The sequence below is a fragment of the Galbibacter orientalis DSM 19592 genome, assembly GCF_000260115.1.
Lineage (GTDB): Bacteria > Bacteroidota > Bacteroidia > Flavobacteriales > Flavobacteriaceae > Galbibacter > Galbibacter orientalis.
Window position 1 is genome coordinate 2,481,840 of the sequence record NZ_JH651379.1, and the last position, 22,485, is coordinate 2,504,324.

The following is a 22,485-nucleotide window of genomic DNA, read 5'->3' on the forward strand; positions in this document are numbered from 1 at the left end:
TAATGAAATTAGTCTAAAATTTCAGTAACCTGTCCAGCTCCTACTGTTCTACCTCCTTCACGGATAGCGAAACGTAGACCTTTGCTTAATGCAATTGGCTGAAGTAATTCAACTGTAATAGTTAAGTTATCACCAGGCATAACCATCTCAACTCCATCAGGTAAAGAAATAGTACCTGTTACGTCAGTTGTACGTACGTAGAACTGTGGACGGTAGTTGTTATGGAATGGAGTGTGACGTCCACCTTCTTCTTTTTTAAGAACGTAAACCTCTGCTTTAAATTTAGCGTGAGGAGTTACAGAACCTGGCTTACAGATAACCATACCTCTTTTGATATCAGTTTTCTCAATACCTCTTAAAAGAATACCTACGTTATCTCCAGCTTCACCTCTATCTAATATTTTACGGAACATCTCAACCCCTGTAATAGTAGAAGTTAATTTTTCAGCTCCCATACCGATAATATCAACACCTTCTCCAGTTTTAGCAACTCCAGATTCGATACGTCCAGTAGCAACTGTACCACGACCTGTAATTGTAAATACATCCTCGATTGGCATTAAGAAATCTTTATCGATATCTCTAACTGGTAATTCAATCCACTCATCAACAGCTTCCATCAACTTCATTACAGAGTCAACCCATTTTTGCTCACCATTTAAAGCACCAAGAGCAGAACCTGGAATTACAGGACCATTATCTCCATCATACTCGTAGAAAGAAAGTAATTCTCTTACCTCCATATCAACAAGCTCTAAAAGCTCCTCATCATCAACCATATCAACTTTATTCAAGAAAACAACGATTCTAGGAACCCCTACCTGACGTCCTAAAAGGATGTGCTCACGAGTTTGTGGCATTGGACCATCTGTAGCAGCAACTACCAAAATAGCACCGTCCATTTGAGCAGCACCTGTTACCATGTTCTTTACGTAATCCGCGTGACCAGGACAGTCAACGTGAGCGTAGTGACGATTAGCAGTTTGGTACTCTACGTGAGAAGTATTAATTGTGATACCTCTTTCTTTTTCTTCAGGAGCGTTATCGATAGAATCGAATGAACGTGCATCAGAAAGACCAGCATCTGCCAATACTTTAGTGATAGCAGCAGTTAAAGTAGTTTTACCGTGATCTACGTGTCCAATAGTACCTATATTTAAGTGTGGTTTGGAACGATCAAAAGTTTCCTTTGCCATGATTTAATAATTTTAATCTTAGTTATATATTAGTGTTCAAATTTAAACGCAACAAGAGCCAATGACGAGAATTGAACTCGTGACCTCTTCCTTACCAAGGAAGCGCTCTACCCCTGAGCTACACCGGCTTGAAAATTCAAGCTTCAAGTTTAAAAATTGCTTTTTAAAAAATCACCTCAATCAACAACCATAAACTCAAAGTACTAGAATAAGAGAGGAGAACACACCTTATTTTCTTAAGATTAGTCTCATCTCTATTTTTAAACTTAAGCCTAAACTCAAGCCATTCTGTTTTGAGCGGGAGACGAGGTTCGAACTCGCGACATTCAGCTTGGAAGGCTGACGCTCTACCAACTGAGCTACTCCCGCATTCACAATTCTAAAATAAATAAGAATCGATTTGCATTTTTTGTGGGGAGAGCAGGATTCGAACCTGCGAAGACATAGTCAGCAGATTTACAGTCTGCCCTCGTTGGCCGCTTGAGTATCTCCCCAATAAAGCATTTTGGAATTAAAAAGAAGTTAATCATAACCACTTTTTATTTAAAATTCCGAGCGCAAAAGTAATTAATTCTTTTCAATTAATCACTATTTTTTTATCTTTTTTTTGAAGATAAATTTTACGCTTCTAAAAATCATCAAGTTATCAAAAAACTAAAACTTTTTGAGCCGATGGAGGGACTCGAACCCACGACCTGCTGATTACAAATCAGCTGCTCTAGCCAGCTGAGCTACATCGGCTTTTCAGTAAAAAAGTCCGCTATTTCTAACGGACTGCAAATGTATATAAATTATTCTTTTTACAAAACAAATTACGAAAAATTTTTACTTATATATAAGCACGTAATTTTTGCTTTCTTTTTTTTAACGACCTTTCTAAGGAACTAGCAGCACTATCTACTGCTTCTTCAAAAGTTTTACACTGTTTCTTTACTATGTATTCATCCCCAGGAACATGCACTTTAATCTCGGCTATTTTATTCTCCTTAACACTTGTGTTTTGAACCTTTAAATACACGTCTGAATGGACGACTTTGTCATAATAGTGGTCTAATTTATCCAATCTCTTTTGAATAAAATTTAACAATTTTTGATCCACATTAAAGTTTACAGATTGTGTGTTTACTTCCATTTCCTTTAAAATTTAAGGTTAAACAATACTCCCAATTAAATGGGCTCTACAGCTTCGATGATTTTCATCGAACATCAAACTAACTCATAATATATAATTATGTTTCTCACTAAGTGAGATTAGAATACTCCAAAGCTTGCTTCGAAATGTTTTCTTTTGGTTTTTCCTTCCTACATCTCTTGAGCTTGCTCTGAGGTAATTTATTTTTTTCTATTTCGCGGATGCGCCTCTCCGTATTGCTTTTTCAATTCTGCTATACTATTATGTGTATAAACTTGTGTTGAAGCTAAACTAGAATGCCCTAATAATTCTTTTACTGAATTTAAATCTGCTCCATCATTCAATAAATGTGTTGCAAATGTATGCCTAAGAATATGCGGACTCTTCTTTAGTTTTGTTGACGCCTTACTAAAGTACTTATTTATTGTTCTATAAACAAGACTTTCATATATTTTATCACCACTTTTAAGAAGAAATAAAGAGTCTTTTGTATCCTCATTAACATAATCGTTTCTTACCGCTATATATTTTTTTATTGAAGATTCTATTGACACCATAAGCGGGATAAATCTTTCTTTATTACGCTTCCCTAAAACCTTAATGGTTTTATTGGCAAAATCTATATCCTGAAGTTTCAAATTAACCAATTCAATACGCCGCATTCCTGTGGCATAAAAAAGCGCTATCATTAATTTATCTCGAATCCCTTCAAAATCTTCTCCAAACTCCATTTCATCTAAAACCTGTGTCATCTCATTTTTAGAAAAAGGAACTTCAATTTTTTTTGCAGTTTTTAAAGCTTTGTGTTTTGCTAACGGATTAACCGTAATCTGATTTGTTTTCAACAGAAATTTATAATACGCCTTAAGCGATGCTACTTTTCTATTTATACTCCTATTATTTAAACCACTATCTACTAATAGAACAATCCAAGAACGGATTTGGGAGTAATTTACATTTTCAAGCGTATGCTCCTCAAAAGTAGAAATACAATAATCTAAAAAAGACTGAAGATCATTTTTATATGCCAACACTGTATGCTTTGAATAATTTTTTTCAAGCTGAAGATAATCGAGAAATTTAGCAAATGGCATTACTTATGAGTTTATATCAAAGATACAAATTTTGAATCACGCATTCACCAAAGCTAGCACTACTCATAAAAAAGATACATTGCCAAACAATAGAAACCATACTATTGCCCCTATCCCTCCTCCTAGTACACCTGACGCTATAAATAGTACTCTATTACTTTTCTTTATAAAAATCAAAAAAGACATACATGATATTATTCCACCTAACACACCCAAAACAATAGGAAAGACTCCCAATGAAACTTCTGATGATATAGACAATTTTAATTCATCTCCTCCATAAATAAAATTAGTAACCCCTAATCCATATAGCATTATAGACAAGCATAGATTAAAAGGCATTCTTAGCCAGAAAAGGCTTAAATAAAAAAAAAATAACAGTATATGGTTTCGACTTAAAAAATAAAACAACTAAAAAACCTAAGGTTCCAATCATAGCTGTTGTAAAAACTCCAGAAGAAACTATTAAAAAACGCTCTTTATTTAATTTACGCATCAATTCAATTCGGCGTTCTTTTAAAGGGAAGTCTGCTCCTTCAATTATCTCATCCTTATACTGCTCATAAATATTTTCAAATTCCTTATGAAATTCTGTTGTATCATAAGAAACATAACTAAAATGAAATTTAGGATTATACCCTAAAAATTTAGCCATTACATAATGCCCATATTCATGCGTCATCACTCCTATAATAAATGAAGCAACAAACATAAAAGCATTTTTAAAGAAAAAATACTTTCTTTCACCCTCTTTTAAATTGATATTAAACATAATAGTTAAATAAAATTAACTCTTTTAAGAACAATCTATTCAAATTCCAAACAAGCTTTTCGAATCAATCTTAATATAATCTATTTTTTCAATCAACTACCTCGAGGCAAGCTTATGAAATATTCAAAGGAAACAAATTAAACCCATTTCGATGCAGAGTACTTCGGCAAACTCAGTACAGGCTCTAGGGAATTAAACCCTCAATGAGGGATAAAAGTTAACGGAATTTATTAGACCCCACTACATCAAGGCTCAATGGAGGTTTTCAAAATAGACTCCTCACTATTAATTAAAAAAGGATTTCAGTAATGTTATTTCTATTAAATGCTTCTTTTTTGATAGATAAGAATTAGTCTTAGTTTTTTTCTTGTAGCGAAGCGGTCTTGTATTTTTACTCCGACATTAATGAAAGTCCTTATACAAAACGTATAATCTATATGTTTTATATAAACAAAAAAATCCCGCTTCTAACGAAACGGGATGTATTTATTTTAAGTAGAAAAAAGCCTTATACTTCTTCCTGATCTCTTAAATTTTGAACGTAAGCTGCTTTTTGAATTTGCGCTCTCTTCTCTACTGAAGGTTTTGTAAATTGCTTACGGCTACGTAGCTGACGCATCGTACCAGTTTTATCAAATTTACGCTTGTAACGCTTAAGCGCTCTGTCTATATTTTCTCCTTCTTTTATTGGTATAATTAACATAAGTTGACCACCTCCTTTCTTTTATGGCGGCAAAGATAAAAATTAATTTAAAATGAAAAATAAAAAAATAAAAAAAATATCGCTCCTTAAAACCTGTTAATCAGAAATTAAACTCCCTCGATATAGACTCACTATTACTTAAAAATAGAAAACCTCATTGTTACGCAAACGTCGGAATAGTTAAATCTCAATTATGATTAACAAAAATCAATAGCGCCCTAAATAATTATTGCTGTTCATTTTTTAAATAATTCCTCATATCCGCTTTTACATATTTCAGTAAGATATTTTTCTTGAATTAGTGAATTCTCTAATAAACTATGAATATTCTGTTTGTAAATCAGTTCTCCCTCAATTGGATCGATTTCTGTTATTAATTGGTTGTGTCTGATTTCAGAGCATAATTCAAACTTCTCGTCTGCTATTAAGTCAGTTGTGTTTTTTATTGAACCACAAGCTGTGATTAAAGTTAGAATTATTATTTGAAGTAGTTTTTTCAATGTTGTAGGTAACGTTTAGTATATGAAAAATAGGCGATTTCGAAGCACTAAACATTCGGTTAAACACATATTTTAATACGAGCCGAAAGCCTTGATTTTATTACTATTCCGCCTATTTTTTATATACATTGTTGTGGTGTCGTTTTATTATTTTGCTGCTTAAATGTTCAGCGAATTGAGTTTCGCAATAGACTTGATGTCCTTTATCTGATAGGACTTCATATTCAAGTTCCATATTTTCAAACCATTCTACCGTAGGTTTATATTCGTCATTTTTCCCAAAGTAAAGTTCTAAATTTCCTTTAGGTCTTTCAGTTTCATTTCTAAGTCTTGTTGATGAGACACAGACTAATGACTTAATATTATCAGTTTTAAGACCGAAATTCCAAGCAATTGTTCCACCAATGCTAAATGCAAGAATATTCACCTTTTGCTTTTCACTCTCTACAAGTTTGTCTATTGCTTTTTCTATACCACCACTTATAAACTGTTTGTGTAAGTTTTCTTGAGTATAATTTGCTACATCAATTTGTCCAAGTTCGCAACTGTCGTAGAACAAAATATCAAATTCTGTCTCTAAAATTCGAGTATAATTAATTAACCATTCAGATTTTTCCCTTCCCCACAAATCTGAAATTATTATTATTCGTTCTTTCATAAATGCTTTTTTCAAATGCACCACAACTACGCTCTAAACATAACTATAAAAAGCTTCTATAAGATTTATGATAAACGTTTAGGACGGAGTTAAACAAAAACTTATTTTAAAAGATGACGGGAAATAACTACTTTTTGAATCTCGGTGGTTCCTTCTCCTATAGTACACAACTTAGAATCTCTGTAAAACTTCTCTACAGGAAAATCTTTTGTATATCCATATCCACCATGAATCTGAACTGCTTCATTAGCTATTCTAACACAAGCTTCTGACGCAAACATTTTACACATTGCGCTTAACTTGGTCATTTTTCTACCTGCATTTTTTTCGAAGGCTGCTTTGTGCAATAATAATTCAGACGCTTCAATATCGGTAGCCATATCTGCCAGTTTAAAAGAAATTCCCTGAAACTCCGAAATTGGCTTTCCAAACTGAACTCTTTCTTTTGAATATTTCAAAGCTGCGTCATAAGCTCCTTTTGCAACTCCTAAGGAAAGTGCTCCAATAGAAATACGACCGCCATCTAGAATTTTCATGGACTGAATAAATCCATCTCCTACTTCTCCTAAACGATTTGCATCTGGAATTCTACAATCAGAAAAAACAAGTTCAGCAGTTTCACTGGCTCTCATTCCTAACTTATCTTCTTTTTTTCCACTAGAAAAACCTGGAGTTCCTTTTTCCACCACAAAAGCTGTCATTCCATGAGAATCTCCTTTTTCTCCAGTTCTCACAATAACTACAGCTACATCTCCGCTTTTTCCATGGGTAATAAAGTTTTTTGCGCCATTAATAACCCATTCATCTCGATCCTTTACTGCCGTAGTACTCATCCCCCCAGCATCCGAACCTGTATTGTGCTCGGTAAGTCCCCAAGCACCAATCCATTCGGCTGTAGCCAATTTAGGCAACCATCTTTGCTTCTGTTCTTCATTCCCAAAAGTTAAAATATGATTAGTACAAAGCGAATTGTGTGCAGCAACCGATAAACCAATAGAAGGATCTACCTTAGAAATTTCATCTAGAATAGCAATATATTCATGGTATCCAAGTCCAGAACCTCCATAAGTTTCTGGTACTAAAACCCCCATAAAACCTAATTCTCCAGCTTTTTTAAAAACTTCAATTGGAAAAGTTTGAGATTCATCCCATTCCATTACATGAGGTCTTATGTATTGCTCCGCAAACTCTTTAGCCGAATTTGCAACTAATTGCTGTGTTTCTGTATAATCAAAATTCATTTGTGCCGCTATGTCCAATTCCATTCGTTCGTTCTAATCCCAATAGTTGGGTTTAATTTCTCAGGAGTACCGAGATAGTTATTAGTATTACTTGTTCTGTTGAATTTGTCTCGAGAGAGTAGATTCAGCTGCCAAATATAATTCAATTCTATTTAATTTATCTGAAGGAAAATCCTCAATTTTTGTTAATTCATCAATTGAATTGATTTTTAAATGGGCGCTTCTATAAGATACAATTTTTTTAGCTAACTCCCAGTCTATATATGGGAGATTATTTAACTCCTTAACAGTAGCCTGATTTACGTCTAGTTTTTTAAAATTGGGCAACTTTTTAATGTCAAATAATTTCCATACTTGCTTTACAGTTGCTTCATCTAAACCATAAACCTCATTAAGTTGGTCTTTAAAGTAAAATCCTCCTAATAAATCTCGGTATTTTACAATTCTCAACCCCAATTTTCTCCTATCCCATATACATTCTCAAAATCTTTAGGATTAGCTAGATTAACATCTGCCTTTTCAAAATGTTTTTTAATTATTGTTTTCTGCGGAAGGGTTTTAAACTCAGGAAATTTAAAATAAGGATCGATGGTTTTCAACAAAGAATCTGACACACCAGTTACTTTTTGAAATTCTAATGAAGAGTTTACAAAATTTCCAGCTTCTCTATATTCAAACAAAGCATTTATTTCTTCAGTAGATAAACCTAAAGAATATCCTTTAAAATCGGTTAAATAATTTGGATTAAACTTATAATGTTGAAACTTTTGCTCAACGTTATTTTCAGTAACAATCGACACCTTTTTAGCAGAAATACTTCTTTCTATTTTAAAAACACCCCAACCTACTGTTAGAAATTGAATCCCAACTACAATTAATATTAAAAAAATATCCCACTTCTTTGGCTTTTAGAAAACCTGAAGTGGGATAAAAATTTCATTAATGTAGTATATTAAGCAGTCTCTTTTGCTGCTTTTTGCTTTTTAAATAATTCGCCAGCTTTTAACTTTCTAAAATACTCACGAAGGTCTTCTCTAACTTCTCCACTCATTATATAAAGACCTATAATATTAGGGAACGACATTGCTAAAATCATCATATCCGAAAAGTCTAACACTGCGCCTAAACTTACAGAAGCTCCAATAACAATAAAGATCATGAAGAATATTTTGTAAACTATCTCGGTTTTTCTACTCTTTCCGAATAAGAATGTCCAAGCTCTCATTCCGTAGTAGGACCAAGAAATCATAGTTGAAAATGCAAATAAGAAAACAGCAACTGCTAGCACATAAGGGAACCAACTAATTACACTCCCAAAAGCATCTGATGTTAACTGCGCTCCAGCAATTCCTTCTACTTCATGCATTCCTGTAAAAATTAATACCAATGCTGTTAAAGTACAAACTACTACCGTATCTATAAAAGGCTCTAATAAAGCCACAAACCCTTCTGATGGCGGATGATTTGTTTTTGCCGCACTATGGGCAATTGCTGCAGATCCTACTCCAGCCTCATTAGAGAATGCTGCTCTTTGGAAACCTACAATCAATACTCCAATTACACCACCTTTTAATGCACTTGGACTAAAAGCTCCATCTATAATTGCAGAAAAAGCTGGCCCTATATTTTCTATATTTACTCCAATAACAATTAAAGCTGCTAATACATAGATTCCAGCCATAAATGGTACAATCTTTTCTGTTACTTTAGCAATACTACTAATACCTCCTAAAATTACAGTTCCTACTAGAATTGCGGTGATAACCCCAAACCAAAATCCATGACCTGCAAGTACTGGAAACTGACCCGCTAACTGCTCAAAAGATTGATTTGCTTGGAACATATTACCTCCTCCAAAAGAAGCTCCTACTGCTAAAATAGCAAAGAATACAGCTAAGAATTTACCAACTCCTTTAAGGTTTCTTTTTTCTAAACCATAACGCAAGTAATTCATCGGACCTCCAAAAACACGTCCATCAGGAAGAATATCTCTGTATTTTACTCCTAAAGTACACTCCACAAATTTTGAAGACATTCCTAAAAGTCCTGCTAGAATCATCCACATTGTTGCACCAGCTCCTCCTAATGAAACTGCCACTGCAACCCCAGCAATATTTCCTAGACCTACAGTTCCAGAAACTGCTGTAGCCAATGCTTGGAAATGTGTTACTTGACCTGGAGCATCTGGATCGTCATATTTTCCTTTTGCTAAATCTAACGAATGTTTAAATCCACGAATATTAATAAAGCCCATTCTAAGCGTAAAGAATGTTGCTCCTAATAACAACCAAACAACAATAAATGGAATGTTTTTTGTTTGAGGATCTCCGTTTGGATGTACTAATGGGATAGGCTCATCATATTTAATTTCTGCTAAATATTGAGCGCCTTGCTCAATAACATGCTTTTTATTGTCGGAATTGTAAATTACTCCACCTTCTTTTACCAAATATTTTAGCTCCCCGTTTGCTTGCGCAAAAGCATCTACGGTTCCTCCTGTTGATTTTGAAATAACAGCTATTTTATCTCCTTTATTAACATGAGATCCTTCTGGCTTTAACCATTGCTGTAAAGAGAATTTACCTTCTGTATCTGCATTCCATTCTGGAATTGAAATCAACTTTACATCTGCATATACAACTGGGTCATATATCCCTGTTGCAGCAAATGGATCCCAAAATAAAACGGAACCTAATCCTGCTACTGCTGGGGTCATGGTTCCGTTGAATATCTCTGTTATTGACTCGGTATCAATATTAAATGTTTTTTCGACCGACTTTCCTGTGGCGTCTTTAACTAATACCGAATAATCTACTCCTTCTGTTAAATTAATTGCCGTATTAGATTTAAGTGAAGTTTCTTGACTGCTCCACTTATATGTGTATGGGGGAGTTCCACCAGTAACTTCTAACTCTACTTGTCCGTCATTAATTTTATTTGACGGGTTAATTAAAGTTTCTTTTACTGTAAGTTCTTGTGCAAAAACTGCAACAGAACAAAGCATTATAAAAATCGAGAGAAATTGTTTTCTCATAAAGAATTATGTTTAGGTTATATTTAAATTAAGAATTCTTAAAACTGACGGGGCAATATCATAAAAAAAAGGCGTTTATTCAAATTTTACCCGTTAAATGTACTTTCTGCAATCTGAAAAAGCGTATTTAGCTTCTTTATTTGTTCTGGTTGACCAAGTACCATTAACTTAGAATTTGGCAACAATTGCACACTCGCATCTGGGTTGATTATATATTTTCCATCTGGCTGTTTATAACCAATGGCAGTACATCCTGTTTGTCTTCTTAAGTCTAAATCTACTAATGTTTTATACAGATAGCCATCTGGCAAATTATCTACTGCCACTTCTTCTAAATTAATTGTAGTTTCATCATCAATAGAAAGCTGATCCATAAATTCTATTAAATCTGGTAAAACCACTAAGGAAGCCATATGATCTCCTCCTATTTTATCTGGCATTATTGTTTTGTTGGCTCCTGCTAATTTTAGTTTTCTTTGAGAAGTTTCTTGAGAAGCTCTACTAATTATAACTATTTCTTTATTTAATTGTCTTGAAGAAAGTACAACAAATAAATTATCGGCATCATTAGGAAGGGTTGTAATTAAACATTCTGCTCTTTGGATTCCTGCTGCTTCAAGAGTTTCGTCTTCATTTGCATTTCCAATAACAAACAAGACTTCATCATTATGCTTATTAACCAATTCTTCATCTTGCTCAATAACAACAAATGATTTTCTATAGGCATTGAGTTTCTTTGCTGCTTGCATTCCATTTCTACCATAACCACAAATAATGATATGGTTATTAAGACTATCAACTTGTTTTTTCATTTTCCTAAATTTTATATTCTGAAGCGTACTTCTAGATAAAACATATTCTGTAACTACAGAAATAGCATATGCTACAATAAAAACACTCGAAGTAATAAGTACAATTGTAAATATTTTGGTGATATCGTCCGTTGGCCTTACTTCACTAAAACCAACTGTTGTAATAGTAATCACCGTCATATATGCGGCCTCCACCCAACTATAATTTCCAAGCAATCGATACCCAATAATTCCAAAAGAAAAAATAAAGAGTAATAAAGCTACTGCAATGTAAAACTTGGATTTAAATAATTTGAACATCTTTTAAACTTTGGATTTCTTACAACTAAATATGTGTTACTACTCAATTAAACGGGTTTACAAATCAAACACAGAAGTTCGTTTTGTGTACACCAAATCTTTTAGTTTTAACCAAAAAGCTAAAGTCAAATACACTAAAAACCAAATCCCCAACGTAAAAAAAGAAGCATATATAAAAAATAACCTCACATTTTTTGTTTTCATTCCTAGCCTATCAGCCAATCTTGAAGAAACAGCATAGCCATTTTTTTCAAAATAATATCGAATGTCTTGAAAAGTATTCATAGTACAAATATAGAATTATCGATTCATTAATTTAACTCCTATTTCGCATTGCAAACATTTATTTTTACTACAATAATTATTATAGAGTTGTAGTTGAGCCTGACTCCCTAAAGCCGTATTAGTTTTAAAACCAATTTTATCAAAGCTATTAATAATTCTATTATCTTCTTTTTTAATTTTTTCAATCATTAAAAAAATACTTTCACTTGCATCTTCTCCTGTTGCTTTTAAATAACAGAATTTTAGTGGAAGAATGGTGTTAACAATAAGTAAATCTATAAAACTTTTACTGAGTTTTTTTATTTTAGATGAAGTTGTTTCTTTCCCAAAAGTATAATGTTGCTCCCAATAATTACTAGCTGAAACATCAAAAATAGTATAATAGTTTTCCAGCTCATTACAAGATACCAATTGCTGAAAAAGGTTAACTTCCTTATTGTATAACGAAGCTATTTGAGCTAATCTAATTGTAGGAAAATTATAGGGACGTAATTTAAAATATGCAGGGGTTAAATGAGACTTTTTTAATGCGTATTTACTTTCTAGGTATTTATATTCTTCTTTTAAATCAATAAAATATTGATCGGCACATTCTACTTCTAACATATTTGAAACTCCAAATAACAGTGCTTCTACTGTTAAAACGGAATCTCTATTTTTTCTAAGGATCGAAAAAGGTAATTCTTCGGAAAGCTCAAAAAAAGCTTCTCCATTTATTTTTAATCCAAAATTTTTCAGAAGCATTTTATACAATACAGCTTCCCAATCATTTTTAGATTCTTGAAGTTTTTGGAGGATCAATTTTGATTTATCATTTAACCGTTCTACATACAAACGCTCTAACCAGCGGTTTCTAAAAAATGAATCAATTTCCGTTACCTCACTTTCACAATTTACAAAACTAGAACACTTATTTATTAAAGCTTGATACGAGATAAGTGTTTCTTTCTGAAGAATGTTTTTTAAAACCAATGTAGCAATTGGAGAATTGTTTTTACTGAACACTTCTGTATTATGTTCCCAAACTACATGAAGAATTACATTAGTATAAGCTTCATCTTTTTCATGGTGGTGTGCATACCAAAATGATGATTTTTCATGAATTTCAACATTTCCAGCCCAATGCTGCCCATCTATTCTAAGTTGGGCATTTAAAAAGTCTGGACCAGCCAGTAAGTTATGAGTCCCTAAAGAAATAACCTCTAACGTTTCCCCGCTTTCAGTTTTCAAATTGTTAGTCGAAAACTTTTTAAACTTCCATATATAATGCAAAAAATCTTCTTTCAAAATAGTGACACCTCAAAATTTTGAAAGAAGATACTGAAAATTTATACAAATAGAACTTATTTACTCGATAATCGAGGTTTTAACTCCGAGCCTAGCCTCGAAATCAAAATGTGCTCCCTGTTTATATGCCTTATGGGCTTACCTCAGAGGTAGTTTACTATAAAATAAATTACTCTTCAACTACTTCACCTTCCCAGTTTGAAAAACCTCCTAATAAATTACTAGTATTTTCAAACCCAAGTTGATTCATTAAAGTACACGCTTGAGCACTACGCGCTCCAGAACGACAATAGACATAATAGTTTTTTGACTTGTCTAATTTTTCAACTTCGTCTAAAAAACCTTGTCCTTTATATATATCAATATTTATTGCATTTGGGATATATCCATCTTCCACCTCTTCTTCTGTACGTACATCCAAAATAACAGCATTGCTATCTTGTGCTAATTCCTCTGCCCACTCTTCTTGAGTTAAATCTGCCATAATTATTTTTTAAAATTAATATGAAAAAAATCCGAAGCAATTACTTCGGATTACAAATTTATATAAATCTTGTAGAATTAAAGCTTTAGATATCTTTAAAAATTAAATCCCAGAGGGTTTAAAGCTTAATAGAACACCCTATAGCTTTTGTATTTTTTATTTGAATTTCCTCTCCTACCAGCATGGCGTCTATTGCATTTGCCACATAAGCCGTTTCCACTGCTGCTTCGTCTTGATAATTATCGTCTATTGCACCAATATATTTTACAATATTACCATTGCTTGTTTTTTCAAGCAGAAAGCAATGAGGGGTGCGCTGAGCTCCATAAAGTGGCGATATATTTTGACCTTTGTCTACTAAATAAGGAAATGTATACCCCTTATTGGCAGCTCGTTCCTGCATTTGTTCGAAACTTTCCTCAGGACTTTTTGAAGGATTATTAGGGTTTATAGCTATTACAGGAACCCCTTTTAGTTTATACTTTTTATCCAAAGCAATAATCCTTTCTTCGTAGGCATTTGCATACGGACACGTATTACATGTAAATACAACTAAGAATCCTTTTGCGTCTTTATAGTCGGATAAAGAAACGGTCTTTCCGTCAATATTTTTTAACTTAAAATCTGCTGCCTTATCTCCTATTTCATACCCATCCCCTATTGAACTAGGAAATGTAAACGCACTGTTAGTGATAACCACCACAATGAGGAATATTATTTTTAACGGTTTCATTTTATGTAGGTTAGTTTAGTTAGTAATAAAACCCTTTAGTTGATCTTCTAATTCTATAAAGGTAAAAGATTTTTCATAAAAAGAACGGTTATTTTCATTAATTATTATTGTTGCTGGAATTGCCCCCGACCAATCTTTATCTACTTTTGGAATCCAACGATTCTGTTTAGGATCATCTAAAAGAATAACATTACTTTTTAATTTATTCTTCTCTATAAATGGAACCAATACATCATCCACTTTTTTGGGAAAGTCTAGGCTTACTAAAATAACTTCTACATTTTGTCCTTTATATTTATCATAAATTTTTTCAAAACTTGGAAGCTCTTCAACACAAGGTTTACACCAAGTAGCCCAAAAATTAACTACATAAGTTTTAGTATCGTTTGTTGCTATTAACTTTTCAAAACTGTCATAATCATACACAGGTATTGTAATATCCTTAGCCTTAATAATATCTATTGGTTCTACCATATTAAAATTATTTATGGCTACTACTTTACGTTCCGAATTGGACTCTTTACAACCAAATAACACCACTATAAATACTATTGTTACTATCGTTTTCATTCTCATTATTCATTAATTAGCATCTTATAAATGTATCAATAGGAAAGACATCTCAATAAGTTTTAACAATATTTTATAAGTTAAATGTTTTGCACTTCATTCAAATCATATTACATTTGTATATACAAATATTGTAATAACAAATGAAAATTGAAGACGCTATAAAATCTAATGCTATGCCAGATGGTAGAAAAACTGCTATACATATTATGTATACAGCCAATGCCATTCAGGATAAATCGGCAGAGATTCTAAAGCCATTTGGAATTACACCCCCGCAATTTAATGTATTGCGCATTTTAAGAGGCCAAAAAGGGAAGCCTGCCAACCTTTGTACCATTCAAGAACGAATGATTAGCAAAATGAGTAATACTACTCGTTTAGTTGATAAGTTAATTACTAAAGGACTGGTAAATAGAGTTACTTGTGAAGAAAATAGGCGGAAAGTAGAAATTAGTATCACAGAGGAAGGACTAAAATTACTTTCTGAAATAGATGAGCCTATTGATCTTCAAAATGAAAATATTATAAAAAATCTATCTTCAGAAGAAATAGAACAATTAAATAATATACTTGAAAAAATAAGAGGTTAAAAAAATTTAAAATAACAATTGTACATACAACTAATGTAAAAACAACAATCATGAGTACTTATAACAATAATTTAAATTGGCGTTATGCCACCAAAAAAGTATCAGAAAAAGACCTAGAAGCTTTAAAAGAAGCTATCCAATTATCTGCTTCTTCTTATGGATTACAACCTTATAAAGTAATTATAGTTTCCGACCAAGAAACTAAAGAGAAATTAAAGCCAGTAGCTTGGAACCAGTCGCAAATTACAGATGCTTCACACATCGTTATTTTTGCTAGCATTAACAACTTTGGAGAAGATCATATCAATGATTTTATAAAAAATGTAAGTGAAACAAGAGATTTAGCTATTGAAAATCTTCAAGGCTATTCAGATTTAATGAAAAACTCATTAATGCCTCTTCCAGAAGACATTAGAAATATATGGTCTGCAAAGCAAACCTATATTGCGCTTGGAAATTTATTGTCTGCAGCAGCAGATTTAAAAATTGACACTTGCCCGATGGAAGGTTTTGAAGCTGATAAATTTGCAGACATTTTAGGTTTAAAAGAGCTTGGCTTAACTCCTTCTGTAATTGCACCTATAGGGTACCGTTCTGAAGAAGATGAAACACAACACTATAAAAAAGTTAGAAAATCTACAGAAGAATTATTTATCAATATTTAAAAACAACAGAATACGTACTATATTATTATAAAGAATTATTAAAAAAATAAACATATGAAAAATAAAATATTAAAATCAGTAACAATATTCGCAGTAGTATTAGGAACATCATCTTTTACAGAACCAGATACCAAAAAAGTTGATACCGAAAAGAGTGAAATTACTTGGAAAGGGTATAAAGTAACAGGATCTCATGAAGGTACTATTGCTTTAAAAAGCGGAGAGTTAAAATTTGATGGAGATAAACTTATAGGAGGAGAATTTGCAGTAGATATGACTACAATTGGTGCTACCGATTTAAGTGGAGAATACAAAACAAAACTAGATGGTCATTTAAAATCGAATGATTTCTTTGGTGTTGAGAATCATCCTACAGCTACTTTAGTAATTACAAAGGTAAATCCTACTGGTAAAAATTCTTACGAAGTTACTGGAGACCTAGCTATTAAAGGTAAGACAAATCCTATAACTTTTGAAATGTCTGTATACGGAAGTAAAGCTACAGCAAATTTAAAAATAGACAGAACAAAATACGATGTTCGTTACGGTTCTGGAAGTTTCTTTGACAACCTTGGAGACAAAACAATATATGATGAATTTGATTTAGTGGTAGATTTAGTATTCTAAATCAATTCATTCCCAAACCTTAAAAAAGCTGCCTCTGGGCAGCTTTTTTTTTGGCAACTTTCTAACATTCAAAAAGAATTTAGTTGTAAATACTCTTTTTAGTTTGATAAATGAAAATTGATTTCTATATTTGGTTCATCAATGAGAACAATTAGAAGAAATACTTGGTGGTGGTCTAACTTACGTAAAACGTCGTGAGGTAGCATTGCTGTGATATTTTTAAAATATACAAAAAGGCTTGTCAATCACGACAAGCCTTTTTTTTATTTAAAAAGTTACACAGAAATCAACTACCTCGAGGCAAACCTACAGGTGTTTAAAGGAAAATAATTTAATCCATTTCGACCAAGAGCCGTTCGGTAAACTAAGGACAGGCTCTGGGGATAAAAACCCTCAATGAGGAATTTAATAAAAGTTATGAAATGCCTATTAGCAGTTTTATCAAACCAAACAATGTAATAATTGATGGCATTACATCCGACTTTTAAAAAAGCAATAAAAATAAACGTATGAAAACATATCATTTAAAAACTAATTACAAACAAATACTAGCGGACACCATTACTCCTGTAAGTGTTTACTTAAAAATACGAGACCGCTATCCAAATAGTATCCTGCTAGAAAGTAGCGATTATCATGCAAACGATAACAGTTTTTCTTATATCTGTTTTAATCCAATTGCTACAATTAAGGTTGAAAACAATGTTATTTCAAAAACATTTCCAGACGGGGAATCTTCAGAAGAAAAAATTACAAAAGAGGTGCATGTGCCGTCGGTTATTGAAGATTTTACAAAGCATTTCAAAACCGATAAAACCGATTTTAAGTTTATAAACAACGGTCTTTTTGGCTATATTGCTTATGATGGGGTTCAATATTTTGAGGATCTTGAAATTTCTAAAAAACAAGATTCTTTAAATATTCCTGATATTTATTATGCAGTTTACCAAAATATAATTGCCATCAATCATTTTAAAAATGAAGCCTATATCTTTTGTCATTGTTATGATTGCGACACTAATATTGACGATATCCATCAACTTCTTCAAGCTAAAAACTTTGCTTCCTATAATTTTAATAAAGTAGGCGAGCCTACCTCTAAATTAGAAGATAACGATTATAAAAAATTAGTAGAAAATGCAAAAAAACATTGTCACAGAGGGGATGTTTTTCAATTAGTTCTTAGTCGCAGATTTGCACAAAAATTTAAAGGGGATGAATTTAATGTCTACAGAGCATTACGCTCCATAAACCCCTCACCTTACCTGTTTTATTTTGACTATGGAAACTTTAAAATTTTCGGAAGTTCTCCAGAAGCTCAATTAATTGTAAAAGACAACAAAGCAGAAATCCATCCAATAGCGGGAACATTTAAGCGTACTGGAAACGATGAAAAAGATGCGGAATTAGCAAAACAATTGGCGGTGGACGAAAAAGAAAATAGTGAACATGTAATGTTAGTTGACTTAGCAAGAAACGACCTCAGCAGAAATGGAAATACAGTTGAAGTAGAAACCTATCGAGAAGTACAATTTTTCTCTCATGTTATTCATTTAGTCTCTAAAGTTACAGGACAGAAAAAGAAAGAAATTCCAACAATGCAAGTAGTTGCAGATACCTTTCCCGCAGGAACTCTAAGTGGAGCACCAAAATATATGGCAATGCAACTTATTGATAAATATGAAGCTACCAATCGAGATTATTATGGAGGAGCAATAGGCTTTATGGATTTTGAAGGGAATTTTAATCACGCTATTATGATCCGTACTTTTTTAAGTAAAAATCACGAGCTGTACTATCAAGCTGGCGCAGGGATTGTTTCTGAATCAAAACCAGAAAGCGAATTACAAGAAACATATAACAAATTAGGAGCTTTGAAAAAAGCTATGGAAATGGCGGAAGATATATAGCTGATAGTTTTTTGGTTATGGTAACAACAAACCATTTCCAATAAAACTTTCAACTTTAAAATTTTACAAACTTATAGAAATGAAAAAAGTATTAGTTATAGATAACTACGACAGTTTTACTTACAACTTGGTGCACTATTTAGAAGATTTAGGTTGCGAAGTAACTGTAAGAAGAAACGACCAATTAACCATAGAAGACGTGGCTCCTTTTGACAAGATTGTCCTCTCTCCAGGCCCTGGAATTCCAGAGGAAGCGGGTTTATTAAAAGAAATTATAAAAACCTATGCGCCTAGCAAAAGTATTTTTGGGGTTTGCCTAGGGCAACAAGCTATTGGAGAAGTATTTGGTGGGAAACTCATTAATATAGATGAAGTTTACCATGGAGTGGCTACAAAAATTGAAATCACCCAAGAAGATCCTATTTATAAAGGTTTACCAAAAGAAATTGAGGTAGGAAGGTATCACAGCTGGGTAGTAGACCCTAATTTGCCCAACGTTTTAAAAGCTACTTCATATGATAAAAACGGACAAGTAATGTCTCTTACTCATACCGAATATGATGTCTGCGGAGTTCAATACCATCCTGAATCGGTTTTGACTCCAGATGGTAAAAAAATATTAGAGAATTGGCTTACTAAATAGATGTTAGAATTAAGTACAAAGTAGTTAGATTAAATATTTAAATCGATTTTTTTAAACACTAACCACTTAACTAACAACTCAATACTATTAAAATGAAAGAAATACTAAACAGACTTATAAATCACGAAACCATATCGAAGGAAGAAGCTAAAAATGTATTAGTAAATATTTCGAATGGTTCGTACAATACGAGTCAGATTGCGGCTTTTTTGACCGTTTACATGATGCGAAGCATCACTATTGAAGAATTAGAAGGTTTCCGAGATGCCCTTTTAGATTTATGCTTAGCTGTAGATTTAAAAGATTACAATGCTATAGACTTATGTGGAACTGGAGGTGATGGCAAGGACACTTTTAACATCTCAACATTGGCATCTTTTGTTACAGCTGGCGCTGGAGTACATGTTACTAAACATGGAAATTACGGAGTTTCTTCTAAATGTGGTTCTAGTAATGTAATGGAATATTTAGGAATTAAATTTTCAAACAATCAAGATTTCTTAAAAAAATCTATTGACAAAGCTGGAATCTGTATTTTACACGCGCCCCTTTTCCATCCTGCCATGAAAAATGTGGCTCCAATTAGAAAAGAATTGGCTGTAAAAACCTTTTTTAATATGCTCGGTCCCATGGTAAACCCAGCCTTTCCTAAAAATCAAATGGTAGGCGTTTTCAATTTAGAATTAGCTAGAATGTATGGCTATCTATATCAAAACACCGATAAGAATTATACCATTTTACATGCTTTAGATGGTTATGATGAAATCTCCCTGACAGGGCCTGCAAAAGCTATCCGTAATCAAACCGAGCAAATGCTTTCTGCTCAAGATTTTGGTGTAAAAGAACACGCTCAAGCAGCTATTACAGGAGGAGATTCTATAGAAGCTTCCGCTAAGATTTTTGTGAATGTTTTAAGCGGAAAAGGTACAGAAGCACAAAATAATGTGGTATGTGCCAATGCAGGAATGGCCATTGCAACGGTAAAAGAACTCACTCCAATTGAAGGTTTTGAACTAGCCAAAGAATCGCTTTTAAGCGGAAAAGGAATGGAAGCGTTTAAGAAATTGAAAGATTTAACAATTTAAGGATTGAAAGATGGGAGTTGGGAGACGGAAAACGCATAGAAAATTAAAAGATTGAAGAATTGAAAGATTGAAGGACTTGATAGGTGATGGATGTCGGAAAAAACTATTATTTAAAATATGGAAACGTATAAGGAATTTAAAGATTATGACTAAATCTTTTGAAGAATTTGAAGTCTATAAAAAAGGAATCCTATTAGCTAAATTGATTTTTGAATTAGTAAACAACAAACCTTTTGAAAGAGAATTTGGATTCAAAGATCAAATAAAAAGAGCTGTAATTTCAATAACTAATAACATAGCTGAAGGATCTGAATATAATAACAACAAACAATTTATTAAATATTTGAAAATTGCAAAAGGTAGTTGTTCAGAAGTAAGAAGCATGTTGATTTTAGCAAAAGAATTGGAATTAACATCTCCATTAGAGATTGAAAAAAGTTATTATTTAAGTATCGAAATTTCTCAAAACCTATCCAATTTCATCAAATATTTAAAAACTAAAATGTAAAGTTAAATATGCCTATATCAAATTATTCAATCTTTCAATTCTTCAATCATTAAATCTTATAAACAGAAAAAATGAACATCCTAGATAAAATAGTAGCAGATAAAAGAAATGAAGTTGCTTTAAAAAAAGAATTAATTCCTATTTCACAATTGGAGTCAAGCGTGCTCTTTGAGCGTGATTGTGTTTCTTTAGCCAATAAACTGAGCGCTAGCAACACTGGCATTATTGCCGAACATAAACGTCGTTCTCCTTCAAAATCGGTTATCAATCAATCTTTAAACGTACAAGATGTAGCAAAAGGTTATGAAGATGCAGGAGTATGCGGGATGTCGGTTTTAACAGATGGCAAGTATTTTGGAGGCTCTTTAGACGATTTGCTATTGGCTAGAGCCGCTGTTCAAATGCCTTTATTACGAAAAGAATTTATCATCGACCCATATCAGATAATAGAAGCTAAAGCTTTTGGTGCTGATGTAATTTTATTAATAGCAGCTATTTTAACTCGCAATGAGATAAAATCATTATCTGAAGCAGCTAAAAATTTAGGTTTAGATGTATTATTAGAGATCCATAATGAAGAAGAATTACAGAAATCTATTATGCCGAGTCTGGATATGTTAGGAGTAAACAATCGGAATTTAAAGACTTTTGAGGTGAGTTTAGACATCAGTAAAACCTTATCAGAAAAAATTCCTCACGATTTTGTAAAAGTGTCGGAAAGTGGAATTAGTGCTATTAAAGCTATAAAAGACCTACAGCAATTTGACTATAAAGGTTTCTTAATAGGCGAGAATTTTATGAAAACTGGAGATCCAGGAGCAAGTGCAAAAGAGTTTATTGGGAAATTAAAAGATTGAAAAATTAAAAAATTGGTAAAGCTGTAAATTTGTTAAGTAATTACCTTCAATTCTATCTCTAACTGATACAAAAAAATGGACAAATCGGATTCAAATAACACTCTCAAACCCAAACATCAACATAGAAGCGTTGAGATAGGTCTCAAAATATGTGGAATGAAATATGAAGATAATATCAGAACTATTGCAGGGTTACAACCAGATTATCTCGGGTTTATTTTTTATGAAAAATCGGCACGTTTTAATGAGGACGTTATTCCAGAATTACCAAAAAACATCAAAAAAATAGGTGTTTTTGTAAACGCAACTATTGATTATATAATTGAAAAAGTTAATCAGCATCATTTAAACGGAGTTCAATTACATGGAGATGAGTCGGTCGAATTTTGTCAAAATCTAAAAAAAGAACTTCCTCATAAAACAATAATCATAAAAGTGTTTTCTATTAAAGATGAATTTGATTTTTCAATCTTGTCTCCGTATGAAAAAATAGCCGATTATTATTTATTCGACACCAAAGGGAAACTCCCTGGAGGCAACGGATATACCTTTAATTGGGAAGTACTAAAAAATTATCCATCAGAAAAACCGTTCTTTCTAAGTGGCGGAATTGGTACAGAACACATTGAAAAAATAAAACATATCAATCCTAATCTCCCAATTCATGCTATTGATGTAAATAGTAAATTTGAAGTGGAACCTGGATTGAAAAACGCAGCACAATTAAAAGATTTTATTTCGAGATATAAAAATGTTTCTAGAGAATAGAATTGGGGACTAGGAAATTAAAAGAGAT

At 32.5% G+C, this 22,485-nt stretch carries 26 protein-coding genes and 4 tRNA genes; 10 read left to right on the plus strand and 20 right to left on the minus strand.

What is annotated here, in order from left to right; all coding sequences use genetic code 11:
* Positions 1-8: 8 nt before the first annotated feature.
* The 7 genes from tuf to JOOMADRAFT_RS10910 form a co-directional block, all read right to left on the minus strand.
* Entirely contained in the window at positions 9-1,196 is a 1,188-nt protein-coding gene (tuf, locus tag JOOMADRAFT_RS10880) for an elongation factor Tu (protein WP_008613365.1), read from the minus strand.
* 56 nt (positions 1,197-1,252) lie between these two features.
* Positions 1,253-1,324, minus strand: a tRNA-Thr gene (locus tag JOOMADRAFT_RS10885).
* Between the two features lie 168 nt (positions 1,325-1,492).
* Positions 1,493-1,565, minus strand: a tRNA-Gly gene (locus JOOMADRAFT_RS10890).
* A 43-nt stretch (positions 1,566-1,608) separates the two neighbouring features.
* Positions 1,609-1,690 (minus strand) — tRNA-Tyr (locus tag JOOMADRAFT_RS10895).
* Positions 1,691-1,863: 173 nt separating this feature from the next.
* Positions 1,864-1,937 (minus strand) — tRNA-Thr (locus JOOMADRAFT_RS10900).
* Between the two features lie 88 nt (positions 1,938-2,025).
* Positions 2,026-2,328 (minus strand): ribosome hibernation-promoting factor, HPF/YfiA family, encoded by a 303-nt coding sequence (hpf, locus tag JOOMADRAFT_RS10905; RefSeq protein WP_008613366.1) that lies wholly within the window; start codon positions 2,326-2,328, stop codon positions 2,026-2,028.
* A 200-nt stretch (positions 2,329-2,528) separates the two neighbouring features.
* On the minus strand, positions 2,529-3,422 hold the full coding sequence (locus JOOMADRAFT_RS10910; protein ID WP_008613367.1) for a tyrosine-type recombinase/integrase: 894 nt from the start codon (positions 3,420-3,422) through the stop codon (positions 2,529-2,531).
* A 31-nt stretch (positions 3,423-3,453) separates the two neighbouring features.
* Here JOOMADRAFT_RS10910 and JOOMADRAFT_RS20175 point away from each other — a divergent pair, with 31 nt between their 5' ends.
* Entirely contained in the window at positions 3,454-3,705 is a 252-nt protein-coding gene (locus JOOMADRAFT_RS20175) for a hypothetical protein (RefSeq protein WP_157136675.1), read from the plus strand.
* Positions 3,706-3,753: 48 nt separating this feature from the next.
* On the opposite strand, the gene JOOMADRAFT_RS10920 is transcribed toward JOOMADRAFT_RS20175, so the two are convergent.
* The 13 genes from JOOMADRAFT_RS10920 to JOOMADRAFT_RS10980 form a co-directional block, all read right to left on the minus strand.
* On the minus strand, positions 3,754-4,134 hold the full coding sequence (locus JOOMADRAFT_RS10920; RefSeq protein WP_157136676.1) for a hypothetical protein: 381 nt from the start codon (positions 4,132-4,134) through the stop codon (positions 3,754-3,756).
* Positions 4,135-4,702: 568 nt separating this feature from the next.
* Positions 4,703-4,897 (minus strand): 30S ribosomal protein S21, encoded by a 195-nt coding sequence (gene rpsU / locus JOOMADRAFT_RS10925; protein ID WP_008613369.1) that lies wholly within the window; start codon positions 4,895-4,897, stop codon positions 4,703-4,705.
* A 612-nt stretch (positions 4,898-5,509) separates the two neighbouring features.
* Positions 5,510-6,055, minus strand: coding sequence for an alpha/beta hydrolase family protein (locus tag JOOMADRAFT_RS10935; RefSeq protein ID WP_008613371.1), 546 nt, complete (start codon positions 6,053-6,055; stop codon positions 5,510-5,512).
* Positions 6,056-6,156: 101 nt separating this feature from the next.
* Positions 6,157-7,296 (minus strand): acyl-CoA dehydrogenase family protein, encoded by a 1,140-nt coding sequence (locus JOOMADRAFT_RS10940; RefSeq protein WP_040880055.1) that lies wholly within the window; start codon positions 7,294-7,296, stop codon positions 6,157-6,159.
* Between the two features lie 87 nt (positions 7,297-7,383).
* Complete coding sequence (locus tag JOOMADRAFT_RS19705) at positions 7,384-7,746, minus strand: helix-hairpin-helix domain-containing protein (RefSeq protein ID WP_050989692.1); 363 nt, start codon at positions 7,744-7,746, stop codon at positions 7,384-7,386.
* Complete coding sequence (locus JOOMADRAFT_RS19710) at positions 7,743-8,096, minus strand: hypothetical protein (protein ID WP_050989693.1); 354 nt, start codon at positions 8,094-8,096, stop codon at positions 7,743-7,745. The genes JOOMADRAFT_RS19705 and JOOMADRAFT_RS19710 overlap by 4 nt, the downstream gene beginning before the upstream one ends.
* A gap of 152 nt (positions 8,097-8,248) precedes the next feature.
* A complete protein-coding gene (locus tag JOOMADRAFT_RS10950; RefSeq protein WP_008613373.1) occupies positions 8,249-10,330 on the minus strand; it encodes an amino acid carrier protein in 2,082 nt (693 codons plus the stop codon).
* 86 nt (positions 10,331-10,416) lie between these two features.
* The gene (locus JOOMADRAFT_RS10955) at positions 10,417-11,442 is read right to left on the minus strand and encodes a potassium channel family protein (RefSeq protein WP_008613375.1); all 1,026 of its coding nucleotides are present in this window, start codon (positions 11,440-11,442) and stop codon (positions 10,417-10,419) included.
* Between the two features lie 57 nt (positions 11,443-11,499).
* Positions 11,500-11,727, minus strand: coding sequence for a PspC family transcriptional regulator (locus tag JOOMADRAFT_RS10960; protein ID WP_008613376.1), 228 nt, complete (start codon positions 11,725-11,727; stop codon positions 11,500-11,502).
* A 15-nt stretch (positions 11,728-11,742) separates the two neighbouring features.
* Positions 11,743-13,014, minus strand: a complete 1,272-nt coding sequence (locus JOOMADRAFT_RS10965) for a DUF2851 family protein (RefSeq protein WP_008613378.1) — start codon at positions 13,012-13,014, stop codon at positions 11,743-11,745.
* A 169-nt stretch (positions 13,015-13,183) separates the two neighbouring features.
* Entirely contained in the window at positions 13,184-13,498 is a 315-nt protein-coding gene (locus tag JOOMADRAFT_RS10970) for a rhodanese-like domain-containing protein (RefSeq protein WP_008613380.1), read from the minus strand.
* A 118-nt stretch (positions 13,499-13,616) separates the two neighbouring features.
* Positions 13,617-14,231, minus strand: coding sequence for a thioredoxin family protein (locus JOOMADRAFT_RS10975; protein WP_008613382.1), 615 nt, complete (start codon positions 14,229-14,231; stop codon positions 13,617-13,619).
* A gap of 15 nt (positions 14,232-14,246) precedes the next feature.
* Positions 14,247-14,801, minus strand: coding sequence for a TlpA disulfide reductase family protein (locus JOOMADRAFT_RS10980; protein WP_008613387.1), 555 nt, complete (start codon positions 14,799-14,801; stop codon positions 14,247-14,249).
* A 143-nt stretch (positions 14,802-14,944) separates the two neighbouring features.
* Between JOOMADRAFT_RS10980 and JOOMADRAFT_RS10985 the strand changes: the two genes are divergently transcribed.
* The 9 genes from JOOMADRAFT_RS10985 (at position 14,945) to JOOMADRAFT_RS11025 (ending at position 22,457) form a co-directional block, all read left to right on the plus strand.
* Complete coding sequence (locus tag JOOMADRAFT_RS10985; protein ID WP_008613389.1) at positions 14,945-15,394, plus strand: MarR family winged helix-turn-helix transcriptional regulator; 450 nt, start codon at positions 14,945-14,947, stop codon at positions 15,392-15,394.
* Positions 15,395-15,444: 50 nt separating this feature from the next.
* Positions 15,445-16,059 carry an NAD(P)H-dependent oxidoreductase gene (locus JOOMADRAFT_RS10990; protein WP_008613391.1) on the plus strand — a complete coding sequence of 205 codons (615 nt, stop codon included), beginning with the start codon at positions 15,445-15,447 and terminating at the stop codon, positions 16,057-16,059.
* A 54-nt stretch (positions 16,060-16,113) separates the two neighbouring features.
* Positions 16,114-16,686: a YceI family protein gene (locus JOOMADRAFT_RS10995; protein WP_008613393.1), complete on the plus strand. Its 573-nt coding sequence runs from the start codon at positions 16,114-16,116 to the stop codon at positions 16,684-16,686.
* A 509-nt stretch (positions 16,687-17,195) separates the two neighbouring features.
* Entirely contained in the window at positions 17,196-18,596 is a 1,401-nt protein-coding gene (locus JOOMADRAFT_RS11000; RefSeq protein ID WP_008613395.1) for an anthranilate synthase component I family protein, read from the plus strand.
* 79 nt (positions 18,597-18,675) lie between these two features.
* Positions 18,676-19,239, plus strand: a complete 564-nt coding sequence (locus JOOMADRAFT_RS11005; RefSeq protein ID WP_008613397.1) for an anthranilate synthase component II — start codon at positions 18,676-18,678, stop codon at positions 19,237-19,239.
* A gap of 92 nt (positions 19,240-19,331) precedes the next feature.
* Positions 19,332-20,324 (plus strand): anthranilate phosphoribosyltransferase, encoded by a 993-nt coding sequence (gene trpD, locus JOOMADRAFT_RS11010; protein WP_008613398.1) that lies wholly within the window; start codon positions 19,332-19,334, stop codon positions 20,322-20,324.
* Positions 20,325-20,469: 145 nt separating this feature from the next.
* On the plus strand, positions 20,470-20,832 hold the full coding sequence (locus JOOMADRAFT_RS11015; RefSeq protein ID WP_008613399.1) for a four helix bundle protein: 363 nt from the start codon (positions 20,470-20,472) through the stop codon (positions 20,830-20,832).
* A gap of 71 nt (positions 20,833-20,903) precedes the next feature.
* The gene (trpC, locus tag JOOMADRAFT_RS11020) at positions 20,904-21,689 is read left to right on the plus strand and encodes an indole-3-glycerol phosphate synthase TrpC (RefSeq protein WP_008613400.1); all 786 of its coding nucleotides are present in this window, start codon (positions 20,904-20,906) and stop codon (positions 21,687-21,689) included.
* Positions 21,690-21,764: 75 nt separating this feature from the next.
* Complete coding sequence (locus JOOMADRAFT_RS11025) at positions 21,765-22,457, plus strand: phosphoribosylanthranilate isomerase (protein ID WP_008613401.1); 693 nt, start codon at positions 21,765-21,767, stop codon at positions 22,455-22,457.
* The last annotated feature ends 28 nt before the right edge of the window (positions 22,458-22,485 follow it).

Coding starts and splice junctions, on each gene's coding strand:
- JOOMADRAFT_RS11005 (WP_008613397.1), top strand. CDS start 18,676: ATGAAAAAAGTATTAGTTATAGATAACTACGACAGTTTTACTTACAAC.
- JOOMADRAFT_RS10980 (WP_008613387.1), bottom strand. CDS start 14,801: ATGAAAACGATAGTAACAATAGTATTTATAGTGGTGTTATTTGGTTGT.
- JOOMADRAFT_RS10910 (WP_008613367.1), bottom strand. CDS start 3,422: ATGCCATTTGCTAAATTTCTCGATTATCTTCAGCTTGAAAAAAATTAT.
- JOOMADRAFT_RS10920 (WP_157136676.1), bottom strand. CDS start 4,134: ATGTTTGTTGCTTCATTTATTATAGGAGTGATGACGCATGAATATGGG.
- JOOMADRAFT_RS10990 (WP_008613391.1), top strand. CDS start 15,445: ATGAGTACTTATAACAATAATTTAAATTGGCGTTATGCCACCAAAAAA.
- rpsU (WP_008613369.1), bottom strand. CDS start 4,897: ATGTTAATTATACCAATAAAAGAAGGAGAAAATATAGACAGAGCGCTT.
- JOOMADRAFT_RS10970 (WP_008613380.1), bottom strand. CDS start 13,498: ATGGCAGATTTAACTCAAGAAGAGTGGGCAGAGGAATTAGCACAAGAT.
- JOOMADRAFT_RS11025 (WP_008613401.1), top strand. CDS start 21,765: ATGGACAAATCGGATTCAAATAACACTCTCAAACCCAAACATCAACAT.
- JOOMADRAFT_RS10975 (WP_008613382.1), bottom strand. CDS start 14,231: ATGAAACCGTTAAAAATAATATTCCTCATTGTGGTGGTTATCACTAAC.
- JOOMADRAFT_RS10955 (WP_008613375.1), bottom strand. CDS start 11,442: ATGTTCAAATTATTTAAATCCAAGTTTTACATTGCAGTAGCTTTATTA.
- JOOMADRAFT_RS10935 (WP_008613371.1), bottom strand. CDS start 6,055: ATGAAAGAACGAATAATAATAATTTCAGATTTGTGGGGAAGGGAAAAA.
- JOOMADRAFT_RS11015 (WP_008613399.1), top strand. CDS start 20,470: ATGACTAAATCTTTTGAAGAATTTGAAGTCTATAAAAAAGGAATCCTA.
- hpf (WP_008613366.1), bottom strand. CDS start 2,328: ATGGAAGTAAACACACAATCTGTAAACTTTAATGTGGATCAAAAATTG.
- JOOMADRAFT_RS10995 (WP_008613393.1), top strand. CDS start 16,114: ATGAAAAATAAAATATTAAAATCAGTAACAATATTCGCAGTAGTATTA.
- JOOMADRAFT_RS10940 (WP_040880055.1), bottom strand. CDS start 7,296: ATGAATTTTGATTATACAGAAACACAGCAATTAGTTGCAAATTCGGCT.
- JOOMADRAFT_RS10985 (WP_008613389.1), top strand. CDS start 14,945: ATGAAAATTGAAGACGCTATAAAATCTAATGCTATGCCAGATGGTAGA.
- trpC (WP_008613400.1), top strand. CDS start 20,904: ATGAACATCCTAGATAAAATAGTAGCAGATAAAAGAAATGAAGTTGCT.
- JOOMADRAFT_RS10960 (WP_008613376.1), bottom strand. CDS start 11,727: ATGAATACTTTTCAAGACATTCGATATTATTTTGAAAAAAATGGCTAT.
- JOOMADRAFT_RS10950 (WP_008613373.1), bottom strand. CDS start 10,330: ATGAGAAAACAATTTCTCTCGATTTTTATAATGCTTTGTTCTGTTGCA.
- trpD (WP_008613398.1), top strand. CDS start 19,332: ATGAAAGAAATACTAAACAGACTTATAAATCACGAAACCATATCGAAG.
- JOOMADRAFT_RS11000 (WP_008613395.1), top strand. CDS start 17,196: ATGAAAACATATCATTTAAAAACTAATTACAAACAAATACTAGCGGAC.
- tuf (WP_008613365.1), bottom strand. CDS start 1,196: ATGGCAAAGGAAACTTTTGATCGTTCCAAACCACACTTAAATATAGGT.